Annotated in this window: 9 protein-coding genes; 2 read left to right on the top strand and 7 right to left on the bottom strand. The window is 55.9% G+C overall.

Annotated elements, in window-relative coordinates:
• Positions 1–78 precede the first annotated feature (78 nt).
• The 5 genes from DEO48_RS19995 to DEO48_RS19975 all read right to left on the bottom strand — a co-directional run bounded on the left by DEO48_RS19995 (position 79) and on the right by DEO48_RS19975 (position 5,861).
• Complete coding sequence (locus DEO48_RS19995) at positions 79–1,722, bottom strand: multidrug ABC transporter permease/ATP-binding protein (protein ID WP_109846111.1); 1,644 nt, start codon at positions 1,720–1,722, stop codon at positions 79–81.
• 69 nt (positions 1,723–1,791) lie between these two features.
• Positions 1,792–2,448, bottom strand: a complete 657-nt coding sequence (gene alkB, locus DEO48_RS19990) for a DNA oxidative demethylase AlkB (RefSeq protein WP_109846101.1) — start codon at positions 2,446–2,448, stop codon at positions 1,792–1,794.
• Positions 2,448–3,506 (bottom strand): bifunctional DNA-binding transcriptional regulator/O6-methylguanine-DNA methyltransferase Ada, encoded by a 1,059-nt coding sequence (ada, locus tag DEO48_RS19985; protein WP_109846100.1) that lies wholly within the window; start codon positions 3,504–3,506, stop codon positions 2,448–2,450. The genes alkB and ada overlap by 1 nt, the downstream gene beginning before the upstream one ends.
• A 72-nt stretch (positions 3,507–3,578) precedes the next feature.
• Positions 3,579–4,634: an FAD:protein FMN transferase ApbE gene (apbE, locus tag DEO48_RS19980; RefSeq protein WP_023312507.1), complete on the bottom strand. Its 1,056-nt coding sequence runs from the start codon at positions 4,632–4,634 to the stop codon at positions 3,579–3,581.
• Positions 4,635–4,748: 114 nt separating this feature from the next.
• Entirely contained in the window at positions 4,749–5,861 is a 1,113-nt protein-coding gene (locus DEO48_RS19975) for a porin OmpC (RefSeq protein WP_045402762.1), read from the bottom strand.
• Between the two features lie 743 nt (positions 5,862–6,604).
• On the opposite strand from DEO48_RS19975, the gene rcsD reads away from it, so the two are divergent.
• Both rcsD and rcsB read left to right on the top strand, forming a co-directional pair.
• Positions 6,605–9,277: a phosphotransferase RcsD gene (rcsD, locus tag DEO48_RS19970; protein WP_023312509.1), complete on the top strand. Its 2,673-nt coding sequence runs from the start codon at positions 6,605–6,607 to the stop codon at positions 9,275–9,277.
• 16 nt (positions 9,278–9,293) lie between these two features.
• The gene (gene rcsB, locus DEO48_RS19965) at positions 9,294–9,944 is read left to right on the top strand and encodes a response regulator transcription factor RcsB (RefSeq protein ID WP_006176468.1); all 651 of its coding nucleotides are present in this window, start codon (positions 9,294–9,296) and stop codon (positions 9,942–9,944) included.
• A 90-nt stretch (positions 9,945–10,034) separates the two neighbouring features.
• Here the strand turns inward: rcsB and rcsC are convergent, their stop codons facing one another.
• Both rcsC and DEO48_RS19955 read right to left on the bottom strand, forming a co-directional pair.
• Positions 10,035–12,881, bottom strand: coding sequence for a two-component system sensor histidine kinase RcsC (gene rcsC, locus DEO48_RS19960; RefSeq protein WP_109846099.1), 2,847 nt, complete (start codon positions 12,879–12,881; stop codon positions 10,035–10,037).
• A gap of 135 nt (positions 12,882–13,016) precedes the next feature.
• Positions 13,017–13,894 (bottom strand): DNA gyrase C-terminal beta-propeller domain-containing protein (locus DEO48_RS19955; RefSeq protein ID WP_309136834.1); only part of this gene is annotated, 878 nt, incomplete at its 5' end.

Raw genomic sequence — 13,894 nt, 5'->3', positions numbered from 1 at the left:
GGACGGGATGGAGAAAAAAGCGTCATTACGGCCACGATCTATCCCCTCTCCCTGTGGGAGAGGGTTAGGGTGAGGGCATCAGGCCGTACGCGCTACCGCGTCACGCGAGGCCGCATCTCGCTCTTCACCGGTCAGCTCGCTCAGCTTGCCGTCACGCATCTCCAGCAGGCGGTCAGCATGAATGAAGTAGTGATCGTCGTGGCTGATGGCGAAAATGGTTTTGCCCATCTCCTGCATCAGCGGCAGCAGCACCTGATAAAACTCGCGGCGGAAATGCGGGTCCTGATCCGCAGCCCACTCGTCCAGCAGGATGATGTCACGCTCTTCCGCCAGCGCCAGCAGCAGCGCCACGCGCTTTTTCTGCCCTTTGGAGAGCTTCAGGTTGAGGATCTTCCCGCCCTGTAATTCCAGCTTGTGCGACATCTGCAGCTGCGCCAGCCATTTTTCCACCAGCGCCGGATTGGCCTGTTGCCCTTCCGGCCCCAGCAGCCGATCGAACAGCCAGACGTCGGTGAACACCGCCGAGAAAAGCTTGCGGTAATCCTCGGGCTTCTCCGCGCTCAGCGCCTTGCCGTCCAGCAAAATCTCGCCCGACTGCGGCTGGTAGAGTCCGGTCAGCAACATCGCCAGCGTAGATTTACCGCTGCCGTTGCCGCCAATCAGGAACAGCAGCTCGCCGCGGCGGATCGTCAGGTTGACCGGCCCCACGGAGAAGGCGCTGTCCTGATAGCGGAACGTCACGTTACGCAGCTCCAGCGTCTGCCAGTTCGGGAAGGCCTGCGGGCGCGGGAATTCGGCTTTGAACGGCGCGAGATCGAATTTTTTGAGCTTATTAAAGGCCACCTGCGCACTCAGTAAGGTGGGCAACGCGCCGACCGCCGAGAGCAGCGGCGTGCGTAAAAACAGCAGCGTCAGCGAGTAAGTTGCCGCTACGTTGGTGTCGGCCCAGCCCAGGCCGTTCGCCATCCAGAATACCAGGCCAATGGCGCCCAGCATCATGATGTTAGACCAGTTCACCGCGCTCAGGTGGAAGGTATCGGCACGAATAATATGATGACGGTATTCGCGCGCGTCCGGGATATAGAGATGATTAAAGATATGCTCGGCGCGCTCGCGGTTCAGGGTGAGCTCTTTGCGCCCTTCCAGCACCGTCTGGTAATCGTTATAAAGCTTATCTTCGGTTTCGCGCAGCACCGCCATGTGTTTGTAGACGCGCGACACCAGCATAAAGCCGCCCCAGATGGTAATGACAATCCACAGAGCGGTCACCGCCAGCATTTTGCTGGAGAGCCAGGCGAGATAGGCAGCCGAGCCAAAGGTCAGAATGATCCCCTGCACCAGCTCCGGCAGCCGAACGAACGCGATGGTAATGGCGCGCACGTCGCTGGTCAGCCCCGCCAGCAGGGATGCGCTGCCGAGCTGCTCAACGCGCTCAACCTGGGTGTCCAGGATCCGCTTGATAAACTCACTGCGCAAACGGAAAACGAAATGGTGCCCGAGCGTGGTCAGCGCCAGCTGGGAACCGAGCGTAACCGCCATCAGCAGGAGCAGCAGGCCGAGAAACTCCGGCAGAACGGAGAGCGAGGTATCGACCATTTCAATCAACCGCACGTTAATAAACGCGATCAGGCCAATACCCAGCGCGGCGCTGGCGAGGCTTAACGCCATTACTGCGATGAAGGGCCAGCGATACTGACGCCAGACGAGGAGAAGTAGTTGCATGCAGGCAATCCGGACAATAAAAATCAGCCAGCAGTGTAAACTGCCCTGCGTGTACATCAAGAATAATTCTTATTTTAGTTTACTGTACCCCGCCTGACGGAAGGTCAGGTTGAAACGGTACTCGCCCGTGAGCGGGTGGATCCCGGGCTTCAGCGGCTGAATGCCGTGATAATAAAGCCGCGACTCCCTGCCCCACACCACCACATCGCCATGTTCCAGCATAATGCGCTTGAGCGGGTCGTTGCGGCGTAATCCCCCAAACTGGAAGACGGCAGGCAAACCTAACGATACCGAGACGATAGGCGCGCGAAGATCGGGTTCATCCTTGTCCTGATGCAGCGAGAGCTTCGCGCCAACGGCGTAGCGGTTGATCAGGCAGGCATCCGGCCGGAAGTCAGGATACTGCGCTGCCACGGCGGCCTCGTGGCAGAGAGACTGAAAAATCGCGGGCATCGCGGGCCACGGCTGGCCGGTAGCGGGATCGTTCGGAGCATACAGATAGCCCCGCTCGTTCGTCGCCCAGCCCAGTTCGCCGCAGTTGGCCATGGCCACCGACATGGTGTAGCCGCCCGGCGTCACCATATGGCGAAATGGCGAAACCGCCGTCACCTCGTCGATACCGGCAAGAAGCGCCGCCGCACGGGAGAGTGCAAAACGGCGCAGGATCACCGCTCCCGGAGCAAGCGGCTCCTGCCAGGGTTCAGCATCCGCAAAAAGATCGAGCATTATCCCTCCTGGCGTTTCGCCTCACGTTTCAGTAATAGCGCCTTTCGCGCCGAGCCCCAACGGTAACCCGACAGCGCGCCGTCGTTCCGAACCACGCGATGACAGGGGATCACAATCGCCAGCGTGTTTGCCGCACAGGCTCCGGCAACGGCGCGTACCGCACTGGGCTGGCCAATCGCCTGCGCCACCTGCCGGTAACTTGCCGTTTCGCCGCAGGGAATGTTGCGAAGGGCCTGCCAGACGCGCTGCTGGAACGCGGTTCCGCGAATATCCAGCGGCAGCGCAAGTGGTACATCGCGGTTATCAATACTGGCAATCACCTGCTGGATCCGCTGTGCGAAATCCTCTTCCAGCGGCGCATGCGCTGCTTTTGGAAAATGCGCGGCAAGCTCTTCGGCTAATTCTTCATCGCTGTCACCCAGCAGGATCGCGCAGATCCCCCGCTCGCTTTCCGCAACCAGACAGCGTCCTAACGAGCAGTCGCTGATGGCATAACGCACTGCCGCATCCCCTTTGCGGTACTGCTTCGCCGTCATGCCCAGCGCATCGTTGGCTTTACGATAATAGCTGCTGCTGTCGGGAAAGCCCGCTGCCAGCACGGCGTCGGTAATTTTGTCACCCTGTGCAAGCGCGGTGCGCAGGCGCTGGCCTCGCGCCGCCTGCTGCCAGGCTTTTGGCGTCATGCCGGTCGCGGACTTAAACAGACGGTGGAAATGGAAAGGACTCATGGCCACCTGCTGCGCCAGCCTCTCCAGGGTTAGCGTGGGATCCTGCTCCAGAAGACGGCAGGCGTGTTCCACTTTTGCCAGCTTCTGCGCCTGCGGATCGCGTTTGTCCGGCATGCAGCGCTTGCACGGGCGAAACCCTGCCTGAACGGCATGGTGGGCATCGGGATAAAAGCGGACGTTTTTACGCAGCGCGTGGCGGGCGCGGCATGACGGGCGGCAGAAAATACCCGTCGTCTGCACGGCGAAGACAAACTGTTCGTCAGCGAGCGGATCGCGGGCCAGCACGGCCTGCCAGCGATCCTCATCGGTAATAAAGGTTGAGTTTCTCATTATCGGCTCCTCATGTAAGCATACATAGAGCGTGCCTGAGTGCTAGTGATAAAAAACCCGCAACCTTGCTTTTTAATTTTTGTCGCGCACAAGGAAGCTATTGAACTGCGGCGAGCTCCAGGTTTTGAACCCGTCGCCCTCTTTGGTGATCATATAAACCGCCAGCCCTTCCTGACGAACTACCTCTTTGGCTTTTTCCGGGCCGAGAACCATTAAGCCAGTATCCCAGGCATCCGCTTCCAGCGCGGTTGGGGCGATGACCGTCACCGAGACCAGATTATGCGTGATGGGACGGCCGGTCTGCGGATCGATAACATGCGAAATACGCTTCCCGTCAAGCTCGTAATAGTTACGATAGCTCCCGGAGGTACTGATGCCATGTCCGTTGATATCCACTATCGCCTGCACGGCATTTTGCCGATCGGTCGGTTTTTGAATCGCTACGCGCCACGGCTTATCGCTGGCGTTCATCCCCCGGCTGACTAGCGCGCCGCCCACGGAGACCAGATAGCGGGAAATGCCTTCCTGGGCCATCAGCGCTGCAAGATGATCCGCCGCATAGCCTTCCCCTACCGTCGACAGATCGACAAACAGATCGGGGATATCCTTTTGCAGGTACTGTTGTCCGTACTGATTGATCACCGTCAGATGCTGCAGCCCTGTCCGGGCGCGGGCGTCATCAATGGCCGCCTGTTCGGGCGTGGTCACCGGCTGTTTGTTAGGTCCAAATCCCCAGAGGTTTACCAGGGGTCCGACGGTCACATCCATCGCGCCGTTGGTTTTATAACCCACGCGTATAGATTCGGTCACGATATCGGCCATCGCCTCGCTCACCGGCCACAGGGAGGTGCTGGTGGAGAGGTTAAAGCGCATCAGCGCCGAGTCATTTTTATAGGTTGAGAGCAGCTGATCGTCGGCATCCAGCTGAGACTGGATTTTGCCGCGTAGCTCATCTGTGCGTGTTTTATCGAGGTTCATCACGCTGACGCGCCAGAAGGTGCCCATCGTTTTGCCTTCGAGCACCGTCGCGGCGGGTGCGTCGGCTTTCGCCACGGGCGCGGAATCGTCACACGCGGTCAGGAAAAAAAGCATAGCCAGAAAGCTGGCGCGTAAAAAAGTCATGTCCATTCATTATTATCCTCATGCCAGGGCGGCAAGAGTACACCAAAACGGGTGAGTTGTGAGAATCTGCGAGGCACAAAAAAGGGGCCAGCAGGCCCCTTACGTCACACGATGAAGCGATTAGAACTGGTAAACCAGACCCAGCGCGACGATATCGTCAGTACCGATACCCGCCTGACGGGTGAATTCATTTTCATCAACCAGGTTGATTTTGTAATCCACGTAGGTGGACATGTTTTTGTTGAAGTAGTAAGTCGCACCAACATCAACATATTTCAGCAGATCCTGATCGCCGTAACCTTCGATGTCTTTCCCTTTAGACTGCAGGTAAGCCACGGACGGACGCAGGCCAAAGTCGAACTGGTACTGAGCAACCACTTCGAAGTTCTGCGCTTTGTTAGCAAAGCCGTAAGCGGTAGTCGGGCTGCTGCCGTTAGAGGTACCGAAACGGGTTGCGTTGTAGGTCTGAGAGTACTGCGCTGCCAGATAGATGTTGTTGGCATCGTATTTCAGGCCACCAGTATAGACTTCTGCGTGATCGCCATTACCGTATACGCCCGGTGCGTTCTGGTCAGCGGTACGTTTGGAGGAGGACATCGCACCACCTACGCTGAAGCCTTCGCCAAGGTTATAGGTCAGGGATGCACCGTAGCCGTCGCCGTTCTGTTTCAGGGTGCTACGACCGGTGTCGTTTTCACCGCTTACGCTGCCGTTTTTACCCTGATACTGCAGGGCAAAGTTCAGGCCATCCACCAGACCAAAGAAGTCCTGGTTACGGTAGGTCGCCACGCCGTTAGCACGGGACTGCAGGAAGTTGTCCGCACCGTAAGTATCGCCGCCAAATTCTGGCAGAACGTCGGTCCAGGAGGTTACGTCGTAGATTACGCCGTAGTTACGACCATAATCGAAAGAACCCGCGTCAGCGAATTTCAGACCCGCGAACGCCACACGCGTCCAGGCCTGGTTGTCACTTTCAGAGGTGTTGCCCTGGATCTGGTATTCCCACTGGCCGTAACCGGTCAGCTGATCGTTAACCTGAGTTTCGCCTTTGAAGCCAAGACGCATGTAAGTCTGGTCGCCGTCGGCACTCTTGTCGTCAGAGAAATAGTGCAGACCATCGACTTTACCGTACAGATCTAATTTGTTGCCATCTTTGTTATAAATTTCGGCCGCATTTGCTGCGCCTGCCACCAGGAGTGCTGGTACCAGGAGGGACAGTACTTTAACTTTCATTTTATTAACCCTCTGTTATATGCCTTATAATTGCCACTGCTTACTGGTTAACCCTCATTAACCAGTCGGCAATTTCATTCTCCGCAAAATTACAGAATAATCCAATGCGAATATGATACGAAAACTTTGAAGATGTTTCATTTACCCATCAACATGTTTCAAAATGTAAATATCAAGGAACTTTTACAAAGCACAAATAGCTTAGAAAATTAGCACTTATAATCAAACAGGAAAATCACCACATACACATCAAAGAGTTACAATAAAATCCGTTACAGCACTGAATGACAAAACAAGATCGCACCTAATCTCTAAAATAACTCTCGCTATCATCATTAACTTTATTTATTACCGTCATTCAGTTTTGAATGTCTGTTTATCCCTAATTGAACCGGATGCTCCGCATTCGGTTTTTTTTTACCTTTCTTTACGTAACTTCTCTTTTTTTGTGCTACCGCACCGTAATTGTAACGACTATTAACTAAATTCTCTTCGGTTATTCTTCGAAGTCCATAAATTTGTACAAGACTTAATTTCTTGTTAATTCGTGCTATTTATTGACGGCATGGGTCGATTATTTGTACGCGCATGGCGAGTTTGTACATGTTTTCTGCACTACCCGCCGCCGATATTGTCCGGAGAAAAAGTCGCCTCTTCCCGGACTGTCGCGCTGGAAATTCAGTTATTACCCTTTATACTGCCCTATCGCCACAGAGCACGACCATAACGGGTTAAAGATATCAATGAGTCAGACTGAAACTACCGCCCCGAGCAAATTCTCCCTTCTACCCGGGAGCATCACCCGTTTCTTTCTTCTTTTGATCGTTGTGCTGTTAGTCACCATGGGGGTGATGGTACAAAGCGCGGTTAACGCCTGGCTGAAGGATAAGAGCTATCAGGTCGTGGATATCACCCACGCCGTGCACAAGCGCATAGACACCTGGCGCTACGCCACCTGGCAGATTTACGACAATATTGCGGCAGCCCCGACCTCCTCGTCCGGAGATGGACTTCAGGAGACGCGGCTTAAGCAGGATGTCTATTATCTCGAAAAACCGCAGCGTAAGACCGAGGCACTCATCTTTGGCTCTCACGACAGCGCGACGCTTGAGATGACGCAGCGTATTTCGACCTATCTGGATACCCTCTGGGGTGCCGAAACGGTACCGTGGTCGATGTACTATCTGAACGGTCAGGACAACAGCATGATCCTGATCTCTACGCTGCCGTTAAAAGATCTCTCGTCCGGCTTTAAAGAGACAACCGTGGGCAGCATCGTCGATTCCCGCCGGGCAGAGATGCTGCAGCAGGCGAACGCCCTTGATGAGCGTGAGAGCTTCTCTTCCCTGCGTCGTCTGGCCTGGCAAAACGGTCATTATTTTACCCTGCGCACCACGTTCAACCAGCCAGGGCATCTGGCGACGGTGGTGGCCTTCGATTTACCGATTAATGATTTAATCCCGCCGGATATGCCGCTCGACAGCTTCCGCCTGGAGCCAGACAGCAGCACCCAGAACATGCGTGCGGCGTCCGACAAAGAGGCCGCAGAGAGCGTATCGATCTCCTTTAACGGCTCGAAAATCGAAATTGCCTCATCGCTGAACTCGACCGGCATGCGTCTCGTGTGGCAGGTGCCGTTTGGCACGCTGTTGCTCGACACCCTGCAAAATATTCTGCTGCCTCTGCTGCTGAATATCGGTCTGCTGGCGCTGGCGCTGTTTGGCTACAGCACCTTCCGTTTCCAGACGGGGCGTCAGAGCGACGCCTCTGCGGTTCCGGCCGGTACCAACAATGAGCTGCGCGTATTGCGTGCACTGAATGAAGAGATTGTTTCCGTGCTGCCGCTTGGGGTCCTGGTTCACGACCAGGAGGCGAATCGTACGGTGATGAGCAACAAAATTGCCGACCATCTGCTGCCGCATCTTAACCTGCAGAACATCACCACCATGGCGGATCAACACCAGGGGGTGATTCAGGCCACCATCAACAATGAACTGTACGAGATCCGTCAGTTCCGCAGCCAGGTGGCTCCCCGCACGCAAATCTTCATTATTCGCGACCAGGATCGCGAAGTGCTGGTCAATAAAAAGCTCAAGCAGGCGCAAAGGCTGTATGAGAAAAACCAGCAGGGGCGCGCCGCATTTATGCAGAACATTGGCGATGCCTTCAAGCAGCCGTTAAAAACGCTGGCGACCCAGGCGGCGGCGTTAAACACCTCTGAAAGCCACCAGCTTGCCTGCCAGGCCGATTCGCTGGTCAGAATGGTTGATGAGATCCAGCTGGCGAACATGCTGGAGAATGATTTCTGGAAGGGAACGCCAGCCCTCTTCTCCATTCAGGATCTGATCGATGAAGTGGTGCCGGAAGTGCTGCCCGTCATTAAGCGCAAAGGGCTGCAGCTGCTGATCAATAACAATCTCCCTGCGAATGACGAACGCCACGGCGATCGCGAAGCGCTGCGCCGCATTCTGCTGATGATTATTCAGTACGCCGTGACCACCACGCAGATCGGCAAGATCACCCTTGAAGTCAGCACCGAGGAGTCGGCAGAAGACCGTCTGACGTTCCGCATCCTGGACACCGGGGAAGGCGTCACAACAAGTGAAATTGATAATCTGCACTTCCCGTTCCTGAATGACACGCAGAGCGATCGCTACGGCAAGGCCAATGCCCTGACCTTCTGGCTGTGCGATCAGCTGGCGCGTAAGCTCGGCGGCCACCTGAATATCAAAGCCCGTGAATCCCTTGGCACCCGCTATTCTCTGCATGTGAAAATGGCGGCCAATCCGCAGGAAGAGGATGAAGAACGTCTGCTGGATGACGTCGTGGTGATGGTCGATGTGACCTCGAACGAGATCCGCAATATTGTCGTTCGTCAGTTAGAAAACTGGGGAGCGGCCTGCATCACGCCGGATGAAAGACTTGCAAGTCAAGAATTTGATCTGTTTTTAACTGATAATCCGTCTAATCTTACTGCCTCCGGCTTGCTTTTAAGCGATGATGAGTCAGGCGTGCGGAAAATCGGCCCTGGCCAGCTGCGCGTCAACTTTAATATAAGCAATGCGATGCAGGAAGCTGTACTACAACTAATAGAAGAGCAGCTGGCGCAGGAAGAGATAACGGAATCACCGTTAGGCGGCAATGAAAATGCCGAGCTTCACGCCAGCGGATACTATTCACTCTTTGTTGATACAGTACCAGATGATGTTAAGCGGTTGTATACTGAGTCCGCTGCGAATGATTTTGCAGCGCTGGCACAGACAGCACACCGGCTTAAAGGGGTGTTTGCCATGCTTAATCTGGTTCCCGGCAAGCAGTTATGTGAAACGCTGGAACATCTAATTCGTGAGAAAGATGCCTCTGGCATTGAAAAATACATCAGCGACATTGACGCCTACGTCAAAAGCTTGCTGTAGCAAGGTAGCCTTATACATGAACAATATGAACGTAATTATTGCCGATGACCATCCGATTGTACTGTTCGGTATTCGCAAATCACTTGAACAGATCGAGTGGGTGAATGTAGTCGGTGAATTTGAAGACTCTACAGCACTGATCAATAACCTCCCAAAGCTTGATGCACACGTGCTCATTACCGATCTCTCCATGCCTGGAGACAAATACGGTGATGGGATCACGCTCATCAAATACATTAAACGTCACTTCCCGGATATCTCGATCATTGTTCTGACCATGAACAACAACCCGGCGATCCTGAGCGCGGTGTTGGATCTGGACATTGAAGGGATTGTGCTGAAACAGGGCGCCCCGACCGATCTGCCAAAAGCGCTCGCTGCGCTGCAGAAAGGCAAGAAGTTCACGCCTGAGAGCGTCTCTCGTCTGCTGGAAAAAATCAGCGCGGGTGGCTACGGTGACAAACGCCTGTCCCCGAAAGAGAGTGAAGTTCTGCGCCTGTTCGCAGAAGGTTTCCTGGTGACCGAGATTGCCAAGAAGCTGAACCGCAGCATTAAAACCATCAGCAGCCAGAAGAAATCAGCGATGATGAAGCTGGGCGTGGACAACGATATTGCTCTGCTGAACTATCTCTCCTCCGTTACGCTGAGCGCATCGGACAAGGATTGATCCCGGACGGGTGTGCGGCCTGATGCCCTCACCCCGTCCCTCTCCCGCGGGGAGAGGGTTGAAAAGCGAAAAGGCCCTTGCGGGCCTTTTTTATATTCTGGTTTTTCTCACGCGATCCGCGTAAATCGACAACGTCTGCTTCAGCACGTCCAGCGTCACCGGTTTCGACAGACAGCTGTCCATGCCTGACTCCAGACAACGCTGTTTCTCTTCAGCCAGCGCGTTCGCCGTTACGCCCACTACCGGCAGCGTCAGGCCAAGCTGACGGATGCGCTGCGTCAGACGGTAGCCGTCCATGTTTGGCATGTTGACGTCGCTAAGCACGATATCAATATGATTTTTACTCAGCACATTCAGCGCATCCACGCCGTCATTGGCGGTTTTGCACTGGTAGCCCAGCGATCCCAGCTGGTCAGCCAGCAGGCGACGGTTAATCGGATGGTCATCCACCACCAGAATCATCATATCGTCATTTATCGACGCCAGAGACTCCGGTGACGGCAATCCGCCCGCGCCGTCGCGCTCTTCCAGCTCCACTTTGTAGATGCGCGCCAGCAGGCTCAACAGCTCGTGCGGCGTTGCAACGCTGTGTACCCATTCCCCAGGCGCACGCTCGACAGGAATGCCGATGTGGCGACGGCAGAAGAGCACCGACCCTCTCCCCTGCCACGGCTGCTCCGGCATCTCGTCGGCGATCAGCACATCGTCCACATCCGGCGTTTGACCTTCATAGCGACACACCCTGACTCCACTGTGGGCAAGCAGCGCCGTCAGGTAGTCATTCAGCGAGGCGTTATGCACCGCCAGCCAGCAGCGCTTGTCGCTCAGCCCGTCTACCGTCGCTTTAGCCGGATACTGCGCCGAATAGAGCGGAATGCGGATGGTGAACTGGCTGCCCATGCCGGGCTCGGTATCCACAGAGATATCGCCGTCCATCATGCTGACGAGCTTCTCACAAATCGCCAGCCCCAGTCCGGTGCCCTGGAAGTTACGCTGCACGCCGGTCCCGACCTGGAAGAACGGGTCGAACAGGCGGACCACTTCCTTCGCCGGGATGCCGACGCCCGTGTCGCGCACGCGAATGCTCAGGTAATCCCCCGCCCGGCAAACGTGCAACACGATACAGCCAACGTCGGTGAATTTGATGGCGTTGCTGAGCAGGTTTGAGATGACCTGCTGCAGGCGCATCGGATCGCCGTGCAGCGTCAGCGGCACGTCCGGTTCGATAAAGCAGTAGAGCCCCAGCTGTTTACGCACCACCAACGGCAGATAGTTGGCGCTGATGTGGTTCATCACCTCGCGCGGCGAGAACTCCCGCGGTTCGATTTTCAGCTGCTCAGACTCGATTTTAGAGAAGTCGAGAATATCGCTGATGATTTTCAGCAGCAGGCTGGAGGAGTTGTTCATTGCCGTCACCAGCCTGTCGACCCCTTTCGGCAACTCTTTGGTCTGCAGCAGGTCGAGGTTACCGATGATCCCGTACAGCGGCGTTCGCAGCTCGTGGCTGACGGTGGCAAGGAACATGGATTTCGACTGGCTGGCCTGCTCCGCGGCCTGCGCCATCTCCTGCAGCGACTCTTCCATCTTCACGCGCGCGGAGACATCCACCAGCACGCAAATCGCCACGTTTTCATTGCGATAGCGGGAATGCACAAAGCTGATCTGCAGGTTGGTGTGCGTGCTGGTGAGCACGTCGACAAAGTTAACCTGCTGGCCGCAGATAATTTGCGTCAGCCTCTGCCGATCCTCATGCGTCAGCATGTTCAGGTAGTTATGCGCCAGCTCGTTACTCAGGATGTTGGTCCCGTCCTGAGTACGCAGAATACAGATCCCCACCGGTGCCGAGGCAACAATCTTACGGTTAAACTGCTCGTGTTCCTCCAGCCGCTGGGCGTCGCTTTCGGCCGGAATAAAGATTTTCCGCTCATACATGCGCGCCAGGGTGAACAGCGCCCCACCCGCGATCAGGTTCAGCAGAATGGCATTCATGATGAGAATGCGTATCCGCTCAAGCACCATGTCCACTGGCACCGAGTAGACAATGCTCAGCGACGAAGGCGGCAGGCTCTTCTTCAGCACCAGTTCGCGGAAGCCGGAGGTATAGCCAAACCACGACCGCTCCTGCATCCAGTGCGGTTCGACGTTTAACCGGTTATCCGGCCCGGCGAGTGAGATCAGCTGATGACCGTTTTCATCCAGAATGGTCACCCCCATGGGCAGGCTGCCCGGGGTGAAAAAGTTTTCCATGCGAATGGTCTGCTCAATCCCCAGCAGCGCCTGCAGGCGATTGCCGAGATATACCGGCGTCAGGGCGTAGAAATAGCCCACGCCCGGGCGCGGGCCCTGGCTAACCCAGAAGATGTTATTCCCGCGCTCGTCCTGCGGCGCATTGCGGTATTTCACAATACGTTCATGCAGGCTTTTCAGCGCATCGTCACGCTCAACGGGCACGTCGCGCAGGCCAAAGTCAGCCATGCAGAGATTTTCACTGCCAATCAGGAATACGCGGTTCAGGTCATAGGCGGCGGAGAAATTGTCGCGCCAGTAGCGCATAAACCAGGCAAGGGATTCCAGCGACCCGCGCCAGGTATTGCTCATGGTGGAGCAATCGGAGTCCGGGAACAGCGGCTGGAAGTCCGGGACTTCGGTATTGTCATTCCGCCCGCGAAGCGCAAGGATGCCGTTTTCCGCCGTCAGACGATTTTCGGCAATATACTTCAGCTCCTTCATCACGTCAGACGTTCGCTGAATGTAGCGCTGGGCCTGGTCGGAGCTTAAGTTAAACTCCTGGCGGATCTCCGCTTCTTTCTGGTGCAGCGCGTTAACGATGTAAAACACCGAGAACAAGGCCACCAGCAGCCAGAGCAAGAGCGCCAGCGCCCGAAACAGATAGCGAGAAACTTTCAGCGTAGTACGAAAGGAGACGAGGTATTTCAAGGGGGCGAGGCTCCGCCGTCGGGGTCAAAAGAATGTGGTTAAGGTAGCGGTAAACGCGCCAGGTCGCAACGTTGACTTATCTGCTTGTGCAAAAGAAAAGGGCCGGAATCCGGCCCTTTTTTGCATCAGGAGACATTACTCGTCAGCGTCATCCGCTACGTCATCGTCGGTGTCGGCTTCCGGCGCGATATCATCATCGCCTTCCGCAACGCTACCGTCGATGGAATCGAGCTCTTCGTCATCCACCGGCTCAGCAACGCGCTGCAGACCGACCACGTTTTCATCTTCCGCTGTACGGATGAGGATCACGCCCTGGGTGTTACGCCCCACCACGCTGATCTCAGACACGCGGGTACGCACCAGCGTACCGGCATCGGTGATCATCATGATCTGGTCGGCATCGTCTACCTGCACCGCGCCCACAACGGAACCGTTGCGCTCGGTCACTTTGATAGAGATAACGCCCTGCGTGCCGCGAGACTTGGTTGGGTATTCCCCTTCCGCCGTACGTTTACCGTAACCATTCTGCGTCACGGTCAGGATAGCCCCTTCACCGCGCGGAATAATCAGAGAAACAACGCTGTCTTCGCCAGCCAGTTTGATACCACGAACACCCGTAGCGGTACGACCCATTGCACGGACGGCGTTCTCTTTAAAGCGCACCACTTTACCGGCCGCAGAGAACAGCATCACTTCATCAGAACCGGAGGTCAGATCCACACCGATCAGCTCGTCGCCTTCGTTCAGGTTCACCGCGATGATCCCGGCGGAACGTGGGCGGCTGAACTCGGTCAGCGCGGTTTTCTTCACGGTACCGCTGGCGGTCGCCATAAAGACGTTCACGCCCTCTTCGTACTCGCGTACCGGCAGGATGGCGGTGATACGTTCGTTCACTTCCAGCGGCAGCAGGTTGACGATTGGACGGCCACGCGCGCCGCGGCTCGCTTCCGGCAGCTGATAAACTTTCATCCAGTACAGACGACCGCGGCTGGAGAAGCAGAGGATCGTGTCAT

The sequence above is a fragment of the Enterobacter sp. CGMCC 5087 genome (assembly GCF_003144775.1).
Taxonomy (GTDB): Bacteria; Pseudomonadota; Gammaproteobacteria; order Enterobacterales; family Enterobacteriaceae; genus Enterobacter; species Enterobacter cloacae_M.
Note: the sequence above shows the minus strand (reverse complement) of the source record. Positions and strands in the feature narration are given on the sequence as shown.

Bases quoted from the DNA above. Each gene is read 5' to 3' on its own strand.
- apbE (WP_023312507.1), bottom strand. From the start codon at position 4,634: ATGGACATGACTTTTTTACGCGCCAGCTTTCTGGCTATGCTTTTTTTC.
- DEO48_RS19995 (WP_109846111.1), bottom strand. From the start codon at position 1,722: ATGCAACTACTTCTCCTCGTCTGGCGTCAGTATCGCTGGCCCTTCATC.
- rcsD (WP_023312509.1), top strand. From the start codon at position 6,605: ATGAGTCAGACTGAAACTACCGCCCCGAGCAAATTCTCCCTTCTACCC.
- ada (WP_109846100.1), bottom strand. From the start codon at position 3,506: ATGAGAAACTCAACCTTTATTACCGATGAGGATCGCTGGCAGGCCGTG.
- DEO48_RS19975 (WP_045402762.1), bottom strand. From the start codon at position 5,861: ATGAAAGTTAAAGTACTGTCCCTCCTGGTACCAGCACTCCTGGTGGCA.
- rcsB (WP_006176468.1), top strand. From the start codon at position 9,294: ATGAACAATATGAACGTAATTATTGCCGATGACCATCCGATTGTACTG.
- alkB (WP_109846101.1), bottom strand. From the start codon at position 2,448: ATGCTCGATCTTTTTGCGGATGCTGAACCCTGGCAGGAGCCGCTTGCT.